We start from the raw sequence: 18,369 nt of genomic DNA on the forward strand, positions 1-18,369 counted from the left end.
TCACCGCTCTGGAGGCCGCCCCGGCTCCCTGCGTGAGCGCCGCGTCCGCGATGCGGGCCGGCCGACAGAACCCCGGGACGTGCGGGCTGCACCGCCCGGCGTGGCCGTGGCGGGGCAGGAGCGCATCGGCCCGGTTTCGTAGCCTTGTAGGCTCCTCGAATGCCACAGTCGAGAGAACCGCACATGCCAGTGTCGGGGAAACACGTACGCCGGGCCGTCGCCCACTGCCTCGACGCCCTCGGAGGCATTCCCGCTGCCCAATGGCACGACCGGGCCGGAGGCCTGGAGTGGACGCGCTGGGAGACCCTTGAACACCTCGCGGACGACCTGCTCACCTACGCGCTGCGATTCGGGCTCGCGGAGCCCATGGGAGTGCCGCGCGTCCCGCTGCGCGTGACCCGCGATCGACCCGGCGGCCCGGCCAACGTCATCTTCGGAGACCGTGACGCAGGGCCGGAGGGACTCCTGACCGTAGTGGAAGCCTGCGGCGGACTGCTCGCAAGCGTCGTGGAGACCGCGGCCGCAACCACCTTGGCCCCACACGTCTTCGGAGCCTCCGACCCGGAGGGCTTTGCAGCCATGGGCGTCGTCGAGACGGTGGTCCACACCCACGACATCACCCAGGGCCTGGGCCGTGGCGGGGAGCCCCCGCAGGACCTGTGCGAGTGGGCCCTCGCGCGATTGTTCCCCGACGTGCCCGTCATCGGCACCCCATGGTCGACCTTGCTGTGGGCCACCGGCCGCATCGAGATGCCCGATCGCCCACGCCGGACCAACTGGCGCTGGTACGGCTCGCCGCGCAGCAGCAGTTAGCTCGGCCCGGCCCGAACCCTTTGGCGGAGCACTCGCGCAGGAGGCGGACCGCGGCGATGGCCCACCAGCCGGCTGTGGCCGTGACGGACGCGGTCCGCCGGGCGCTGCTCGCGGTGGCCGAACTGCCGGGCCGGGCGTACCCGCCCCCGGGCGGGCGGCGGTCCGAGCGAGAGGAGTGCGCGGGGCGGGGAAATGATGCAGAAACGCTGCATGTTGCCCCTGGGGTGCCCGCCCCGGGATGGTGGGTTCCCTCGCGGGGGAGCCGTTCACCCGCTCCCCGGTCCACCGCACCCGTTCCAGGAGCATCATGCGTACCCCGCCCCGACCGGCCCGGTGGCTGCTGCCCGTCCTCCTCCTCGTGGTCTGGCTGGGTGTGGGAGGGACCCTCGGCTCCTACGCGGGGAAGCTCGGCGAGGTCTCCACCAACGACCAGGCGGCCTTTCTCCCCCGCAGCGCCGAGTCCACCCGAGTGGCTCAGGCCCAGGGCGCTTTCCGGCAGGAGGAGTTCCTGCCGGCCGTGGTGCTCTGGACGGCGGACGGCGTCACGGGAGTGACCCCGGCCACCACCGCGTCCGCGCAGGCCGCCCTGGCCGCACTCAAGGCCCGTCCCTGGGTTGCGGGCCCGCCCTCCCCGATCGTCCCGTCCCGCGACGGCAGGGCGCTGCAGGCGGTGGTACCACTGGACCCCGCACTGGGCGATGAACTGCCCGCGGCGGTCGCCGAGATCCGGGAGGCCGGCTCCCGGGTCGCGGCCACCACCTTCCATGTGACGGGACCGGCGGCCACCCGGGCCGACCTGTCGGAGGCCTTCGCCGGAATCGACGGCCTGCTGCTGGGCGTGGCACTGGCGGCCGTCCTCGTGATCCTGCTGCTCGTCTACCGCAGCGTCCTCCTGCCCCTGTTGATCATCATCGGGGCGGTGTTCGCCCTCTCCCTGGCCTGCGCGATCGTCTACGCCCTGGCGAGTGCGGGGCTGGTTCGGGTCGACGGGCAGGTCCAGGGGATCCTCTCGATCCTCGTCATCGGCGCGGCCACCGACTACGCCCTGCTGCTGACCGCCCGCTTCCGCGAGGAACTGGGGCGCACGGAGGAGCCGTACGCGGCCATGCGCGCGGCTCTGCGCCAGTCCTGGAGCCCGGTCGTGGCCAGCGGCGGCACCGTGGCTCTGGGCCTGCTCGCCCTGTTCCTCAGTGACCTGACCAACAACCGGGCCCTGGGGCCCGTCGGGGCGATCGGGATCGTCTGCGCGGTGGCGAGCGCCCTCACCTTCCTGCCTGCGGCGCTGGTGCTGCTGGGGCGCAGGGCCTACTGGCCGGCGCACGTGACCGCCGGCGGCGCCGGCGGCGCGGCCGGGGTCTGGAGCCGGATCGCCGCCCTGGTCAGCGGCGCTCCCCGGCGGGTGTGGGCCGTGGCCCTGGCCGGCCTGCTCGCGTGCGCCGCCTTCGCGCCCACGCTGCACTCGGGCGGTGTTCCGCTGGACGAGATCTTCGTGAACGAGGCTCCTTCGGTGACGGGGCAGAAGGAACTGGGCCGGCACTTCCCGGGCGGGGCGGGCAACCCGGCCGTCGTGATCGCCGCCGCCGACCGGCAGGCAGAGGTACGCGAGCGCGCCGAAGGCACCCGGGGCGTGGACTCGGCCGCCGTGCGGGGCGAGAAGGACGGCCTCGTACGGATCGACGTCGTCCTGAAGGACCCGGCGGACAGCGCGGCGGCGAAGGCGACGGTGGTCAGGCTTCGCGAGGCGGTGCATCCGGTGCCGGGCGCGGACGCCCTGGTCGGCGGATACACCGCACAGGCCTACGACACGCAGAAGACGGCCGAGCGGGACCGTGGGGTCATCGTCCCGGTGGTGCTGGCCATCATCCTCGTCATCCTGGTGGCCCTGCTGCGCTCGTTGGTGATGCCGCTGCTGCTGGTGGCGACGGTGGCCCTCAACTACTTCGCCACGCTGGGCGTGTCCGCCCTCGTGTTCCGCCACGTGTTCGGGTTCAGTGGCACCGATGCGTCCGTCCCCCTGTACGGCTTCGTCTTCCTCGTCGCCCTGGGCGTGGACTACAACATCTTCCTCATGTCGCGGGTGCGCGAGGAGTCGCTGCGCCACGGCGTCCACGGGGGTGTGATCCGGGGTCTGACGGCCACCGGCGGGGTGATCACCTCCGCGGGGGTGGTCCTCGCAGCCACGTTCGCCGCGCTGGGTGTCATCCCGCTGGCGTTCCTCGTGCAGATCGCCTTCATCGTGGCCTTCGGCGTCCTCATGGACACGCTGGTCGTGCGCTCGCTCCTGGTCCCCGCCCTGGTCCTGGACATCGGCCCCGCGGCCTGGTGGCCGGGCCGGCTGAGCCGCCGCCCGAGCTGAATCCGCCGGACCGCCGCGCCCCGCGGGCTCGGCGGGATGGCGGAGACGGTCCTCTCGGGCGACGGGTGTCACCTGCTGAGGTCGAACACGCCCCATGCGGTGAACGGCTCGGCCTGGACGTAGCTCCTGCTTCCTCGGGCGACGGCCCGCCGGTGGCCTGGGGGAGTGCCGTCGGGCGGGGTGAGCAGGCCGATCTCCGTCGGCTCGACGGAGGTCTCGGTGAGCTCTCCGTGGGCGAGTCGGTCCCGCTCCGCGCCGTAGCCGCCGTAGCCGCCGTAGAAGGCGACCCGCTCGCCGTGGACGGCCACCGCACCGGCGCCCCGCAGGGTGTTCGCCCGTATGAGCTGCGACCGGTGGTGCGCGAGCGGAGGGGGCCGCCTAGTACTCCAGCTGTAGATCGCGATCTTCATGTCTGGGCGGCTTGTCGCTGGTAGTGGCTGGCCTGGGATTGGGCCTGGTGGCGGCGTCGCCAGTGAGACCAGTCGAGCCGGTGAGTCACGCCGTGGACGAGCCGGACGACGAGCGCGATGAACAGCCGCTGGATCTCGTTCCAGGTGAGCGGTATCAGCCCCTCCGGCTTCGGGTGACGCGCGTGTTCGTCGGCGCGGACGACGGCGAGGAAGGCATGGGCGATCATCGCGACGGTGACCCAGCCGTGCCAGGACGCCCAGCGCCGGACCTGGTGTTCGTCCAGTCCGGCCAGGCCCTTGCCGGACTGGAAGGTCTCCTCGACGGTCCATCGGCGTCCGGCGACCCGCACCAGGGTGGACAGCGGCACCTGGGTGGCTGAGTAGCAGCGGTAGAAGGCGAGTTCGCCGGTGCACCGGTTGCGGCGGACGAGCAGCTGGTGGTGCCCGGGGCGATCGTCGGCGAGGTCGGCCAGGGCCCAGTCGTAGAAGCGGTGCCCCTTGGCTCCGGCTCCGGCGGAGAGTTTCTGCCAGGCCCTCTTCGGCAGCTTCTTGACCAGGGCATCGGCGCGGAACGTGCCTGCCCGGGTGGTGATCTGGTGGTCGCAGGCGACGGCGAGTACATAGCCGACCTGCCGTTGTTCCAGCGCGGTCCGCAAGTGCGGGTTGCCGCCGTAGACCTCATCACCGGCTACCCAGGACGCGCAGACGCCGGCGTCCAGTGCGCGGCCGATCATGCGGGCGGCGAGGGCGGGTTTCGTTGCGAAGGCGACGCTGTCGGGGATTCCGGCGGCCCGGCAGCGGGCGGTGTCCTCGGTCCAGGAGCGCGGGAGATACAGCTCCCGGTCGATGGCCGCGTGTCCGAGCGGGGTGGAGTACGCGAGGTAGACGGCGACCGGGCTGTTCTCGATGCGTCCGGCGGTGCCGGTGTACTGACGCTGCACGCCCACCGTGTGCGTGCCCTTCTTCAGGTCGCCGGTCTCATCCACGACCAGCACCGCGTCCTCGTGGTGCAGGTGCTCGACGACGAAGCCGCGGATGTCATCACGTACCGCGTCCGCGTCCCACCTGGCCCTCGACAGCAGGTGCTGCAGACCGTACGGGGTCGCGTCCCCGGCATGCTCGGCAAGCGTCCAACAGTTCTTGCGCGGCAGGTCCGACAACAACCCGAGCACGAACGCCCGTGCCCGGCGCCGTGGTTCCAACCGCGCGAACCGCCCCGCAATACGGCCCATCAGGACCTCGAACGCTTCCTGCCAGCGGGCAGGATCTATGCTGTGACCTGCGGCCACCGACTGATCTTCTGTCTTCACACACCGATGATCAACAGTGGCCTCATTGTCACTGGCCCGCACTGGGGCACGATGTGGTTCGACGCCCGGGCCACCTGCGCCAGAGCGAGGTCTGCCCGAGCGGCCCGGAGGCGCTTCAGCGCCGAACCCGACGACACCGTGTTCTCGACGCGTTGCGCCGCATCCACTCCGTCACCCTGGACACCCACGCACTCAGGGCCATCGAGAAGGGCGGCCTCGACCAGGCCGCCCATGAGGAACTCGACTTCTTCCACTGGTGCCCCTCCCCACGGGAGTGGTGGCAGATCGCGCACACGCCGGAGGGCGACCTGGCCGGCATCCGCATCCCGGGGCCCACAACCCCTCCGGCCCGACCATCGGCTTCATCGGAGTCATCCCGGAACAGCGCGGTCACGGCTACGCCTACGACCTCCTCACGGAGTGCACCCACCTCCTCGTCGAGCAGGGCGCGGAGTTCGTCAGCGACGGACCAGGGCAACTTCCCCATGATTCGTCCGCCTACGCTCCGACCGCCGATTGATCACCTGAGCTCCGCCGTATCGAGGCAAATCGGCGTGCTGATCCAATCGGGTCCGCTCCGCACTTGCGTCTCCCTATTTAGCCCTCTTACGGTCGCGTCAACGACTATCCGGGCTATGGGGCAAGACCGACGGTCAGACGCCGACAATGGTGTCCGAGTTAGCCGTGTAGGTCAGTGTCGGGGAAGTACGCGGGCGCTCCGGCTGGAGTACCTGGAGTGGTGTGCCGTGCTCCGGCCGAGAGCTTCCCGGTGCGGGTGATCGAATCAGCGGCAGGGATCGTCGCGGGGCGGGGCCGGACGACGGGGAAGTGGGGCCGGGTGGTGGTGCGTGTTCTGGACGGGCGATACGAGCTGGTGCGGTTCGTGGGCCGGGGCGGGATGGGGGAGGTGTGGGAGGGCTGGGACCGCAGGATCGGACGGCGGGTGGCGGTCAAACTGCTCCCGCACGGCAGAGGCGACACGTCCGAGGCAGCGCTGTTCCTGCGCGAGGCCCAGACCGCAGGGGCGCTTGACCATCCCGGCGTGGTGACGGTGTTCGACGTGGGGCAGGCTGCGGCGGACGGTTTGCTGTTCATGGTCATGGAGTTCGTTCAGGGCCGGGATCTGTCCGCATTGCTGCGCGAGGACGGTGTGCCGCCAGTCGCCGACGCGGTCGACTGGACCGCGCAGGCCGCGGCCGCGCTGGGCCGGGCGCACACGGAGGGGGTCGTGCACCGGGACCTGAAGCCGGCGAACCTCATGCTCACCCGGGAAGGGCGAGTCAAGGTCCTGGACTTCGGGATCGCCCGCTTCATGGAGTCCACGAACCACTCCAGCAAGGTCATGGGCACCCTCGCCTACATGCCCCCAGAGCGGTTCGCGGAACACCCCGGCGACGCCCGCTCCGACCTGTACTCCCTCGGCTGCGTCCTCCACGAACTCCTCACCGGAAAAGTGCCGTTCGAGGCCACCGGCCCGGTCGGCATGATGAACGCCCACCTGCTCAAGACCCCCGCCCGTCCCAGCGAACACCGTCCCGGCATCCCACCCGCACTCGACCAGCTCGTCCTGGACCTCCTCGCCAAGGACCCCGTCGACCGGCCCGCCACCGCCGGGCAGGTCCGCGAGCGCCTGAACGCCGCGACCACTTCTGCGCTGGCGTCGGCGGGACCGGGCGATGGGCGCCCACGGGAGAACGCGGACGCGGTGGCCACCGAACCCAACCCGGCGGCGCCTCCCCGGATCCATGACGGCTCGACCGTCGGGGCCACCCGCGACGATGACCCCGTCCACGACGCGCCCACTGTCGGCCCGGACCAGGCCGGGGTGAGCGACGACGAGGAAAGGACCGGCGCCGACGGGGCCGCGCCCTCTGCCGTGGCCCTCGGGCGCCGTCGGTTCCTCTGGCTGGCCGCGGGCGCTGCGGTGACCGCCGGGGGCATCACCACCGCCGTCGCCCTCAAAGACCGCGAAAGCCCCGGCTCCGGGCCCTCTGCCAGCCCCCCCACCGACCGCAGTACTCCCGGGCTCTCTCGTGCATGGAGTTTCGCCACCGGCAACGAGGTGATGTCGGCGCCCGCGGTAGCTGGCGGGGTCGTGTACGTCGGCAGCTTCGACAACAACGTGTACGCCCTGGACGCGGCCACCGGCGCGAAAAAATGGTCCTACACCACCGGCAGCGGGGTCAATTCGTCGCCCGCAGTGGCTGGCGGGGTGGTGTACATCGGCGGCGGCGACAAGAATGTGTACGCCCTGGACGCGGCCACCGGCGCGAAGAAGTGGTCCTACACCACCGGCGGCGAGGTGACTTCGTCGCCGGTAGTGGTCGACGGGGTGGTGTACATCGGCAGCACTGACAGGAACGTGTACGCCCTGGAGGCGGCCACCGGCGCGAAGAAGTGGTCGTACACCACCGGCAGGATCTACGCGTCGCCCGCGGTGGTCGGCGGAGTGGTGTACATCGGCAGCAATGAGTGGAGCGTGTACGCCCTGGACGCGGCCACTGGCACACAGAAGTGGTCCTACGCCACCGGCGACGGGGTCAATTCGTCGCCCGCGGTGGTCGACGGGGTGGTGTACATCGGCGGCGGCGACAAGAATGTGTACGCCCTGAACGCGGCCACCGGCGCGCAGCGATGGTCCTACACCACCGGCAACAAGGTCTACTCGTCGCCCGCGGTGGTCGACGGGGTGGTCTACATCGGCAGCGTCGACAAAAAAGTGTACGGCTTGGACGCGGCCACCGGCGCGAAGAAATGGTCCTACACCACCGGCGACGAGGTGACTTCGTCGCCCGCAGTGGTCGACGGGGTGGTGTACGTCGGCAGCTTCGACAGGAACGTGTACGCCTTGGACGCGGCCACCGGCGCGAATAAGTGGTTCTACACGACCGGTGACAAGGTGACCTCGTCGCCCGCAGTGGTCGACGGGGTCGTGTACATCGGCAGCCGCGACAAGAACGTGTACGCCCTGAACGCGGTCACCGGGCCGGTCGGGAGTAGCCGTTGAGGACCCTGTGTGCTCAGGAGTTGCCTGCCTCGCCGCTGTGAGGTTCCGCCAGCGGGACCCTACGGTCTTGGGGCTGTCGGCCCAGCGGAGGGCGGAGGCGGGAGAGGTGAGGCCGGCAAAGTGGTGGGCGATGTCGAGGTAGTGGGTGTGGTCGTCGTCCTGGGTGAGTTCGCCCCCGCCGGACGAGAAGGTCCCCGACCTCGAGGTCGTCGCTGCGGGTGGCGTGGTGGGAGACGAGTGCGAGTTCCAGGAGGAGGGCTGCGGCGGTGCAGGCTCACGGTTGACGAGCCAGGCTGACGCCCGTGACCTCACGTCCCTCACGCTGCCACACACCGCTGCCCTGAACAGATCTTGGCGAGATCTAGATAGGGCCGTCAGCGGAGATGTAGTACGATGACGCACTGATGTGCCGGGATCGATCGACTCCCTGGCAGCAGCCGATCCCGATCGCCTTCGCCGTCGGGAGCTCGCGCACCTTGCGGTAGCGGATCCGGCCGTCGACGTCGCCGTCCCCTCGGTGAGGTGGACCTGCCGGAAGGCTATCGAGTGGCTCTCGGTGGCCGCCTCCAGCTTGATCGGCAGCGTCGGTGGAGCCAAGTCCCTCAGTGGTGGCATGCGTTCGCCTGAACGGCGCAGCGTTGGAGTCCGGCGTTGACAACCAGAGGTCCGAGGCCGCGTCAGGGCAGAGTCTCCGCGTCGACCCTGGAGAAGATCAGGTCGAGCATGGGCGCCATCCCCCGAACGACGCTTCCCTCTGCGCCTTCCACATCGATCTTGATCACACGGGCCCGAGCTCTCTCCTCCCGTGAGGAGATCCGGCAGGGGGTGCGCCGCGATCTCGAAGGTGGACTCGGCTGGCCACGCGTACGGGACGATGCTGTTCGCGGCCATGTTGGCAGAGCTGGCGAGCACGAACTTCAGGAGCTCCTCGGTGTCCGAGACGGCGCCATTGATCGCTCGGACGTTGCCGTACTCGTTGAGTGCCACGTTCCGCAGGAGCCGCTGGTGGAACACCGGGGTTGGCGCCCACGTCGATGTACGGCTCCCCTGGCCGCAGCCGCCGTTGGAGCCAACCGGGCATGTACGGATCCCAGACCCCGAACAGGTAGAGCAACCGCTGGATCAGGTCCTGAGTGTCGACGGCGACCCGGGCTCCGGGTCTCGGTGACGCGGCGGCGGGGGTGTTCCTGCAGGTGGCGATTGAGGACCCGGCTGGCGAGCAGGGCCTTGCCTGCTGAGAAACGATCCCGCACCAGCCATTACCGGCGACGAGCCACATCCCAGACATGAAGATCACGATCTACAGCTGGAGTACTAGACGGTATGGCCCTTTCTGGTCGTCATGCCGTGGTCCTTGCCGACGTCGGGCCCGGGTGACAAACCCTGTCGGCTGGGGCGTGATGCCGAGCCGGGCCAGGCGCCCGCGGCCGTGATGCCGGAGAAGGGGTGGCCGGATTCGACTGCACCTGTCCTGCGGGCCGAAGCGGCCCGGCAGACTGATCCCCGGGTGAATCGGGGTCGAGGGGGAGCGGTGTCGCGGAAGGTCTGGTTGTGGGCAGGGGCGGGATGGTTGGCTCTCGTGGTGCTATGCGGTGCATTCACCCTCTACCTGGACGAATCGGAGAATCCTGGTTCGGGGTCTACCCACTGGGAGCGGGCTCCCGTTCCGAGTGGCACGCCGTCGCGCTGTCCCGACCCGACCGCGGAAGCTGCGGGCGTCCCACACTCCTGTACCTACTGGGAACGCGGTTGAAGGCTATGGGCCGTTCCCGGTGCGGACCGTGCCAGGTTGTCCGTCCGAGCACGGAGGGAGAGCCGTGCCCGTTCGACCGGCGGCGAAGAGGTCTCCGTGACGGGGACACACGCCCGGCGGGGACAGGGCAGCCCGCGCTTGTCCGCCGCGGCGGCGCCGCACTACGGTGCCGGTGTGGACCTCTTCACCCGTTCCTGGACGGCGTTGCGCACGGCGGTCGCCGAGATCCCTGACCCGGACTTCGCACGGCCGTCGGGCTGCGCCGGCTGGCTCGTGCGGGATCTCGTGTGCCACCTGGTCATCGATGCCCAGGACGTCCTGATCACCCTCGCCACCCCCGCCGCGACGGAGCCGACCGCCGATGCGGTGACCTACTGGCACGTCGAGGACCGGCCCCCGACCGGCGAGGACCCGCTCGACGCCCTCACGGTGCGGCTGGCCGCCGCGTACGGGGACCCGCACCTGCTCCGGTTCCACCTCGACGACGTCGGCTCCGCCGCCGGCCGTGCCGCCGCACTCGCCGACCCGGGGGCCCGGGTGGGCACCCGCGACGAGGTCCTCACCGTGGGCGACTACCTCGGCGCGTACGTCCTGGAGTGGACGCTGCACCACCTCGACCTGATCGCCGACCTCCCCGACGCGCGGACCCGGCCGCCCGAGGAGTGCCTGGCCCGCTCCCGCGCCATGCTGGAGCGGATCGCCGGGGCGGCGTTCCCCACGTCGTTCACCGACCGGGACGCACTCCTGGTCGGCACCGGCCGCAGCGCGCCCACCGACGCGCAGCGGGCCGAACTGCGCGACGCGGCGGTGAGGTTCCCGCTCGTCCTGGGCTGACCCGCCCCCGCAGCAACAAGGAACCGCTCCGGGCCTGGTCAAGGGATGCCGCGCGCCCTCCAGGCGGTCGAGGCGCTCGTTCCGCCGAACGGATACAGTCGTCGAGCAGCAGGGCATCCCCGGGGATCACAGCGGCCCCATCCCGCGTTGAACCTTCAAACGGTGCGCTTCGCGCCAAGTGCAGCGCCCACCGACCCATGGGATGAGGAGGATCCGATGCATGCCGCCGAGGAGAACCGGCACGAGCTGGACTCGGTCAGCGTCCTGAACGCGAAGAGGACGCTGCTCCAGCTGCTCGGCCGGGCGGGGGTCTCCGCCGACGATGCGGAGGGCCTGATCGCCCTGGTCGAGGCGGGCGCCTTGGCCGGCGCGTGCGAGGAGGTCGGCGCGCTCGGGGGGTCCGTACCGGGAGACAAGGGCGAGCCGTACGAGTCGGGCTGGCTGGACGGCGCCCGTGCCGTCACCGACGAGCTCGGCGGGATCGCCGAACGGGCACTGCGGCAGACCGTCGACCCCGACGGACCGAGCGCCGCCTCGGCAGCCCGGCCGCCGGTCGGGCGCATGGAGGTGGAGCAGGCGAAGGCGGCCGTCACCCCCCTCTACCTCACCTTCACCGCCGTCTCCGACCTCGACCCCGAGGTCTCCGAGGAGGTGCTCCGTGCGGTCCTCGCCACGATGACCCCCCGGCAGAGGGCCGGGTACGCCGGCCGGCTGGCGGAGTTCGCCGCAGCGCACCGGGCCCGTCTGGAACGGTTGTACGTGGAGTACGGGCCCGCCAGTGCCACCGCCATCCACGGCCGCTACTCCCTTCTGCACTCCGCCACCAGCATCGCCGTGCTGGAGCGGCTCGCCACGCCCGCGGCCACCGCACTGCGGGAGGAGTGGGACGCCGCCGAGCTGCCACCCGCCTGGCTGGACGGTCCGATGAGGGCCTGGGACGCGGTGGGCTGACCCTGCGGCGCCGGCCTCGGCGCTTGTGAGGGGCAGGTGGGTGAGGCGGCCCCACCGGAGCGGAACAGCGTCCCGCCCGGTGCACGGCCGGGCCACCGAGGCAGGCCTGGGATCACCCACCGCAGCCGGAGCGAGGGGGCTGGAGAAACCGGAAGAGGGCGGCGTACGGTCCGCCGGGCCGGCGTGGTCTATCCGGCCGCGCGGAGTCGGGCGGCGGCCGTCTCCGCCTCCCGTACGACGCGGTTCGTATCGACGTCCACGAGCCGGCCGTCGAACTTCAGGGGCCGTCCGTCCACGAACACGGCCTCGACGTTCTCGGGCCGCCCGTTGAAGACGGTCTGGCCGACCCAGTCGAAGCGCGGCGCGAAGTTCAGGGCGGCCGGGTCGACGACCACGACGTCGGCTCGCTTTCCGGGGGTCAGGGAGCCCGTCCGGTCGCTGATCCCGAGGGCCTCGGCGCCGCCCAGCGTGGCCATCCGCAGGACCTCGGGCACCTGAGGGAAGATCCCGGCCTCCGTCGCGCGGGCGCGCTGCAGGCCGATGGCCGTCTTCATCAGCGCGTGAAAGTCCGAGCTGTCGTTGGTGCCGCCGTCCAGGCCGAGGCCGACCTTGACGCCCCGGCGCCCGAACTCGGACAGCCGCATGATGCCGGAGGCCAGCCGCATGTTGCTGAGCGGGCAGTGAGCCGCCCGCACGTCGTGCGCGGCGACGGCGGCGATCTCGTCGTCGGTCAGGTGGATCGCGTGGTTGATCAGGAGCCGCGGACCGAGGGCGCCGATGTCGGCGAGGACCCCGATGGGGTCGTCGGCGCGCTGCTCGGGGCGTTCCAGGACGTGGGAGTTGAGCATGACTCCGAGGTCCTGGGCGGCTTCCCAGTGCGCGTGGTTGAGGTGTTGGACGGCTCGCGCCGCGTGCGTGGCGACCTGGAAGCCGCCGAGCGGAACGGGGTCGACGAGTTCCTTCTTCACCTTCGTGACCAGCGCCGGGTCGGCTTCGGAGGGGAACATCGCGTAGGTGAACCGCACTCCGCTTCCGGCCAGGGCCCGTACGTAGCTCTCGATGAGGTCGTACGCGAAGATGTCCACCCAGTCCACGAGGGTGGTCACCCCCGACTGGACGGCGTCGAGGGCGGCGAGGCGTACGAAGCTGTGCAGGGCCTCGGGGGTGAGGCGGCCCCGCTGGGGGTCGGTACATCGTGTGAACCAGCCGAACAGGTCCCCGTCGGTACAGCCCCCGCGGATCACCGCCTGCCAGAGGTGCGTGTGGGTGTCGACGAACCCCGGCATGACCAGCTTGCCCGAAGCGTCCACGATCCAGGTGCCGGGCGGGGGCCGCAGGCCCGTGCCGACGGAGGCGATGGTGCCGTTTCGCATCAGGACGTCGGCGTTGTCGAGGGCGCCGAGGGCGCCGCTGCCGAGGCCCGGGTCCATGGTGAGTACGAGGGAGGCGCCGCGCAGCAGGACCGTCGGGCCGACCGGGACGTGTGGGCGTTCGGGGCGGGTGGTGATGCCGAGGACGAGCGGGGTGGCAGCGGCCAGGCCGAGGCCGGTGAGGATGTCGCGGCGGCTGGGGGCCGGCGACGGAGTGGGGGATGACCGCATGGCGTAGTACCTCCCGAGGGCTCAGAACGGAAGGCCCGCCCGGGCAACGCCGTGTGGGAGCGTCGGGCAGGGCGGGAGATTACACGCAGCATTCCCAGCGAACGGCCATTCGATAGACGTATGCGGAAAACTCTTTCCGTTCTGGCACCGTCCGGTCCGAAGAGTTCGCCGAGGGGGCGTTCCCGCACCGGCAGCACGGCATGCACCGGCCCCAGGCCGTACAACAGCCTGCTCAGCTCCTCAGGTGAGGGTCTGGACGGTGTAGAGGGCGCCGATCCCGGCCGCGAGGACGCCGAGGAGCAGGCGCAGGAAGGTTTCGGGGAGGTGGGGTTGGAGGCGGGCGCCGAGGTAGCCGCCGATCAGGCCGCCGAGGCCGCAGGCCAGGCCCAGCCACCAGTGGGGGGCGATGTCTCCGCCGTGGACCAGGCTCAGGAGGGCGAAGGTGGCGGCGCCCACGACGGAGGTCGCGAACGTTGCGGCGAGGGCCGCCGGGGCGACCCGGGCCACCGGCAGGCCGCGGCCGGCGAGGAGCGGGCCGAGCAGGGAGCCGCCGCCGATCCCGTAGACGCCGCCGACCGCTCCCACGGCCAGGGCGAGCGCGGTGAGCATGCGCGGGGACGGTTCATCGGCGGCGGGCGTCGCGGCCGGGGCGACGGGACGCAGGGTACGGGCGCACAGCCACAGACCAAGGGGGAGGAGGAGTGCTGCGATCAGGATTCGGAAGAGGGCCGGGCCGGGGAGCACGAAGACGCGGAGGGCGGCTCCGGCGACCACGCCGGGGAGGGTTCCGGTGATCAGGCGGCGGGTGAGCGGGGACCACAGGCTGCCCGTGCGGTGATACCGCCACAGCGCACCCGGGCCGGCGACGACGTTGTAGAGCAGGTTGGTCGGGGTGACGGCCGGGTTCGGGACGCCGAACACGCTCAGCTGCACCGGGAGAAGGAATACCGCGCCCGAGACGCCGACCGGCGCGGTCACCATCGAGATCAGCAGCCCGGCGGCCAGCCCTCCCGGCAGGAGCCACCCGTCCACCGCTGCCCCCGCTCACAGATCGTCCGGCCAGTATCAGGCCGGCCCCGCCCCCGGCGGCCGGTCGGCCACGCGATGTTCACGAAAGCAGGTGCGGCCCGGGCGTGGTCGGGAAGCTGCGCGAACGCCCGTGCCGAGACTGCCGGGGTGTGGCCGGACTCCCCATGGCCTGGCCGTTCTTCACGGCGCGGGTCGGCGGGCACGCCCGACCGGCCGGTGAAGTGGCCACGCGGGCCAGCGTGCCGATGACGGCAAGGAGTTCCCTCGCGGCCAGGAGGGCCCGGGGCGGGCCCTTGCTGCGGTCGGCGCGGGCGATCTCGTGCAGGGCCGGGAACACGCGGGCGCGGATTTCGGCCCCGCGCGGATTTCGGCCCCGTGCGGGGAACGGCCACGCCGCGGGGCGGGTGCGGCGCGGACCGCGCCGCCGGCGGGACCGGCAGCACTCAGCCCGGTAGGCGCACCGTCATCTCCACGGTCACTTCGTCTCCTGTCACCAGCCCCAGCGGCGTCCGGACGGCGTTCTTGACGGGCAGCAAGTACCCGCCCTCCCTCGGGAAGAGGGACGTCTCGAAGGTGACTTCGCCGATACTGGCCTCGACAGGGACGACTCCCCAGCCGTAGGTGGCCGCCGAAGCCACTTGCCGTACGTCGGCGGACGGCTCTTCCGGCACGGGGACGAAGTAGAAGGGCGCGGGTCCACGCCACTCGATCACCTGGCTGGCGAAGACCATGCGCATGAGGGCAGTTCTCTCCTGGAGAGGGCGGTGGGCGGCGTGCTGGTTCCGCTCACCCTACGCGGCGGCCACCCGTTCACCGTCGGGCCGAGGGCAAGGCCGGGGACGGGCCCCGGAACTCGCCCCGGAACCGGACACGCACCCCGACGCTCGGCGCCCGGCTCGGTGTCGGCGTACACGTCGGCACGGACAACCCGGTGCAGCGGTACGTCCCCACGCGGAGCGTGGCCGTGTGCGAGCCGGATGGCCGGAGCCGCTCTGCGCCCGGAGGGCGGGAGGCGGCGCCGGGTTGACTTGGAGTGTGCTCCAACACCTAGCGTCCTCAGCATGATGACGAGCTCAGGAAGCAGCAGCATGAGCAACGTTCCCACCCGGCACCTGGGCGGTCTGGCGGTTTCCGCGCAGGGCCTGGGATGCATGGGCATGAGCCATGGCTACGGTGCCACGGACGACGCGCAGTCCATCGCCACCGTGCACCGTGCTCTCGACCTGGGGGTGACCCTTCTCGATACCGCCGACTTCTACGGCGCCGGGCACAACGAGGAACTGATCGGACGGGCCGTGGCCGGGCGCCGCGACGAGGTGGTGCTGGCCACGAAGTTCGGCTTCGCCAACCGCCTGGGCGAGCCCACCCGTGTCCGAGGCGACGCCGCGTACGTGCGGCAGGCGTGCGAGGCGTCGCTGCGTCGGCTCCGGGTCGATCACATCGACCTCTACTACCAGCACCGGGTCGATCCGCAGGTGCCGATCGAGGAGACCGTCGGCGCGATGGCCGAACTCGTGCAGGCCGGAAAGGTCCGCCACCTCGGGTTGTCCGAGGCCGCCGAGCACACCGTCCGACGGGCGCACGCGGTGCACCCGATCGCGGCGCTGCAGAGTGAGTGGTCGCTGTGGACCCGCGACCTCGAAGCGGAGATCGGCCCGGTCTGCCGCGAACTCGGCATCGGGCTGGTCCCGTTCTCCCCGCTCGGGCGCGGCTTCCTGACCGGCCGGTACAGCTCGGTCGAAGGGCTGGCCGAGAACGACGTGCGGCGCAGCCAGCCGCGTTTCGCCGACGGCAACCTCAAGCGAAACCTGTTGATCGTCGAGAAGTTGAACGAGCTCGCCGAGGCGAAGGGAGTCACCGCCGGCCAGCTCGCCCTGGCCTGGGTGCAGCACCGGGGCGACGACGTGGTGTCGATCCCCGGCACCCGGCGACAGCGCTACCTGGAGGAGAACCTCGCAGCCCTGGCCGTCGAGTTGTCCGCCGACGACCTCGCCGCCATCGAGGCCGCCGCCCCACCCGAGCAGGTCGCGGGCACCCGCTACGACGCGACCAGCCTCACCTTCGTCGACAACTGAGTCCGAGCGGCGGGACCGGCGCCGAATCCGCCGACCGGCTCACCGCCACCGCGGCCGGACAGATCCGACCCGAAGCCGGTCACGCCACGGGCCCCGGGGACCAGCCACGGGCCCCGGGGACCAGCCATGGTCCCCGGAGCCCGGCTGCTGTGCGGAACCGTATTCCGCCGGATCAGCGGCCGGCCGCACCCGGTCATCGCTGCTGCTCGGCAGGCCGCCGCCGAGGCGTTCTAGCATGAGCCACGCCTGATCATCCCCGGGCCGCGCAGCCGGTGCCGCTGCCTCGGCCCCCGCGCGAGGAGCCGCACCATGCCGTCCAGCACCACCGTCCGGCCGCCGTACGTCGTCCCCTGCGCGGGGCCGGCCGGCTCCGGGGCGCGGTACGCCCTCGTCGGCGCCGACGGGCGGCTGGTGCGGCCCCCGGAGCTGAGCGCGGTCGGGGTGTTCCACCCCGACGGCCGGGGCGGGTTCGTCGCCCCCGCCGCCGACCAGGAGGGCCGGTACGGCTACCTCGACCACCGCGGTGCGTGGCTGGCCGAACCGGCGCTGCCCTACACCGAGGCGTTCGAGGACAACGGGCTCTCCCGGTTCCAGGCGGAGGACGGCCGCTGGGGCTACGCCGGGACGGACGGCACTCCCGTCATACCGGCGACCCTGACGGAGGCCCACGTGTTCCGCCACGGCCTGGCCGCCGCCCGCACCGAGGACGGAATGGGCTACATCGACGCCACGGGCCGCTTCGTGATACGCCCGCAGTACGCCGCGGCGGGGTCGTTCGCGCCGAACGGGCTCGCCGGCGTGAGGGTGGCCGACAGCGGGCGCTGCGGCTACATCGACCGCGCGGGCCGTACGGTCGTCGCGCCGCGGTTCGACGGGGCGAGGCCCTTCGGCCCCGACGGCGCGGCGCCCGTCCGGGTGGGTGACCTGTGGGGCCTGATCGACGAGAGGGGGGAGTGGGTCGTCGAGCCGTCCTTCCCGATGCTCAACGCCTTCCACGCGAACGGCCTCGCCCACGTCCTGGGCGGTGCCGTCGGTGACCGCTTCCGAGGCTTCCTCAATGCCCGCGGCGAGGTGGTGATCAAGGCGAGTGACCGGATGTCCGACGACTTCCGGTGCGGGCTCGTCCGTTTCGACAACGGCTACGCGCACGGCTACCTCGACGCCGCCGGTGAGGAGGTCATCGAGCAGGAGTACGAGTGGGCGGAGGACTTCGACGCCGCCGGAGCCGCGGTGGCCCACTACCTCGAACCCCTGGACGAGGACGCGTCCGAGGAGGCCCGAGCCGCCGCCGCGCACCGCCCCTCCGGGCGGGCGTGGGGCGTCCTGCGCTCGGACGGACGGTTCATCCCCGTCCACCATCCGGAGCCCCTCACCGACGCCGAGGGCTGGGTGCTCGGATTCGGCTTCGGGACCGGACTCGCCGCGTTCGTCACCCGCGACGGCGGTGTGGCCCACGTGGACCGCGACGGCCTGGACGTCTGCCGGGTCGAGGCCACCGCGGACGGTGCCGCCCTGCGCCTGGCGGACCGGGCCGGGACGACCCTCTGGGAGACCGTCGCGGCCGAGGGCACCTTTGCGTCCGCGGAGCCCGCCCACTGCCAGGAGACTCACTCGTACCTGGTCTACCCCGGTGCCCCGGAACGGGACGTCGCCGACCTCGCGGGCGACCTGCTCGCCGCCGAGCCCCGCCCCTTCGAGCCCTGCTCCCTGATCTTCGACGACAGGGAGGACCCGTACGAGCCCGCCGATCCGGAGGACGACCCGGACGCGGACGGCACCTCGTTCGGCGCCATGAGCGTGGTCGCGCAGACCTTCCTCTACGCCGAGCACCAGCACGACTTCTCCTTCCTCCAGGACTGGGCGAACGAACGGTTCGGTGAGATCGAGGCCGACACGATCGGCCGGCTCACCTCCCGCTTCGGCGACCCGCTCCCGGGAGTCGAGCGGTGCCTGCGCTCCGGCGACGGCGAGTCGTCCACGGTGTGGCAGGTCGGCGCGCGGCAGCTCGTCCTGCAGTCCTACTTCCTGGTCGGCGACGGGGACGTGGAGATCCAGCTCTGGCTCGCCGCCGTCGCCCCGTCCGACGAGGCCGCGCAGCCGTAGCCACCGGCCCTACCGGCGCGGCGTGAGCCGGGCGCCGGGCGCCGGGCGCCGTGCTCCGCCCTGGTGACGTCTTCCAGGTGGGCTCTGCCCGTGATTCCGCTGTTTGCCGTCGCCGCCGGATGCCGTA

General features: G+C 71.7%; 12 protein-coding genes and 2 pseudogenes. 8 read left to right on the forward strand and 6 right to left on the reverse strand.

What is annotated here, in order from left to right:
* The first annotated feature begins 159 nt into the window (after window positions 1-159).
* Both ACFY0D_RS05680 and ACFY0D_RS05685 read left to right on the forward strand, forming a co-directional pair.
* Entirely contained in the window at window positions 160-813 is a 654-nt protein-coding gene (locus ACFY0D_RS05680; RefSeq protein ID WP_390797132.1) for a DinB family protein, read from the forward strand.
* Between the two features lie 307 nt (window positions 814-1,120).
* Complete coding sequence (locus tag ACFY0D_RS05685) at window positions 1,121-3,169, forward strand: MMPL family transporter (protein ID WP_390797133.1); 2,049 nt, start codon at window positions 1,121-1,123, stop codon at window positions 3,167-3,169.
* Between the two features lie 68 nt (window positions 3,170-3,237).
* On the opposite strand, the gene ACFY0D_RS05690 is transcribed toward ACFY0D_RS05685, so the two are convergent.
* Window positions 3,238-3,579: a hypothetical protein gene (locus tag ACFY0D_RS05690; RefSeq protein ID WP_390797134.1), complete on the reverse strand. Its 342-nt coding sequence runs from the start codon at window positions 3,577-3,579 to the stop codon at window positions 3,238-3,240.
* Window positions 3,576-4,811 carry an IS701 family transposase gene (locus tag ACFY0D_RS05695; protein WP_390797410.1) on the reverse strand — a complete coding sequence of 412 codons (1,236 nt, stop codon included), beginning with the start codon at window positions 4,809-4,811 and terminating at the stop codon, window positions 3,576-3,578. Before ACFY0D_RS05695 ends, ACFY0D_RS05690 begins: the two co-directional genes overlap by 4 nt.
* 157 nt (window positions 4,812-4,968) lie before the next feature.
* Here ACFY0D_RS05695 and ACFY0D_RS05700 point away from each other — a divergent pair.
* Both ACFY0D_RS05700 and ACFY0D_RS05705 read left to right on the forward strand, forming a co-directional pair.
* A pseudogene (locus tag ACFY0D_RS05700) lies at window positions 4,969-5,377 on the forward strand (GNAT family N-acetyltransferase); the annotation flags it as partial.
* A 350-nt stretch (window positions 5,378-5,727) separates the two neighbouring features.
* Window positions 5,728-7,896, forward strand: a complete 2,169-nt coding sequence (locus ACFY0D_RS05705; RefSeq protein ID WP_390797135.1) for a PQQ-binding-like beta-propeller repeat protein — start codon at window positions 5,728-5,730, stop codon at window positions 7,894-7,896.
* 689 nt (window positions 7,897-8,585) lie between these two features.
* On the opposite strand, the pseudogene ACFY0D_RS05710 reads toward ACFY0D_RS05705, so the two are convergent.
* Window positions 8,586-9,152 (reverse strand): annotated as a pseudogene (locus ACFY0D_RS05710) (FkbM family methyltransferase); the annotation flags it as partial.
* Window positions 9,153-9,823: 671 nt separating this feature from the next.
* Here ACFY0D_RS05710 and ACFY0D_RS05715 point away from each other — a divergent pair.
* Complete coding sequence (locus ACFY0D_RS05715) at window positions 9,824-10,483, forward strand: maleylpyruvate isomerase N-terminal domain-containing protein (RefSeq protein WP_390797136.1); 660 nt, start codon at window positions 9,824-9,826, stop codon at window positions 10,481-10,483.
* A gap of 216 nt (window positions 10,484-10,699) precedes the next feature.
* Window positions 10,700-11,434 (forward strand): hypothetical protein, encoded by a 735-nt coding sequence (locus tag ACFY0D_RS05720; protein ID WP_390797137.1) that lies wholly within the window; start codon window positions 10,700-10,702, stop codon window positions 11,432-11,434.
* A 188-nt stretch (window positions 11,435-11,622) separates the two neighbouring features.
* On the opposite strand, the gene ACFY0D_RS05725 is transcribed toward ACFY0D_RS05720, so the two are convergent.
* From ACFY0D_RS05725 to ACFY0D_RS05735, 3 genes are all read right to left on the reverse strand, one after another.
* Window positions 11,623-13,035: an amidohydrolase family protein gene (locus ACFY0D_RS05725; protein ID WP_390797138.1), complete on the reverse strand. Its 1,413-nt coding sequence runs from the start codon at window positions 13,033-13,035 to the stop codon at window positions 11,623-11,625.
* 240 nt (window positions 13,036-13,275) lie between these two features.
* Complete coding sequence (locus ACFY0D_RS05730) at window positions 13,276-14,067, reverse strand: TSUP family transporter (protein ID WP_390797139.1); 792 nt, start codon at window positions 14,065-14,067, stop codon at window positions 13,276-13,278.
* Window positions 14,068-14,507: 440 nt separating this feature from the next.
* Entirely contained in the window at window positions 14,508-14,801 is a 294-nt protein-coding gene (locus tag ACFY0D_RS05735; protein WP_390797140.1) for a DUF1905 domain-containing protein, read from the reverse strand.
* Between the two features lie 351 nt (window positions 14,802-15,152).
* On the opposite strand from ACFY0D_RS05735, the gene ACFY0D_RS05740 reads away from it, so the two are divergent.
* Together ACFY0D_RS05740 and ACFY0D_RS05745 are read left to right on the forward strand one after the other, a co-directional pair.
* Window positions 15,153-16,139, forward strand: a complete 987-nt coding sequence (locus ACFY0D_RS05740) for an aldo/keto reductase (RefSeq protein ID WP_390797141.1) — start codon at window positions 15,153-15,155, stop codon at window positions 16,137-16,139.
* Window positions 16,140-16,448: 309 nt separating this feature from the next.
* The gene (locus tag ACFY0D_RS05745) at window positions 16,449-18,242 is read left to right on the forward strand and encodes a WG repeat-containing protein (RefSeq protein WP_390797142.1); all 1,794 of its coding nucleotides are present in this window, start codon (window positions 16,449-16,451) and stop codon (window positions 18,240-18,242) included.
* The last annotated feature ends 127 nt before the right edge of the window (window positions 18,243-18,369 follow it).

This window comes from Streptomyces sp. NPDC001502, from assembly GCF_042894785.1.
Lineage (GTDB): Bacteria > Actinomycetota > Actinomycetes > Streptomycetales > Streptomycetaceae > Streptomyces > Streptomyces kutzneri.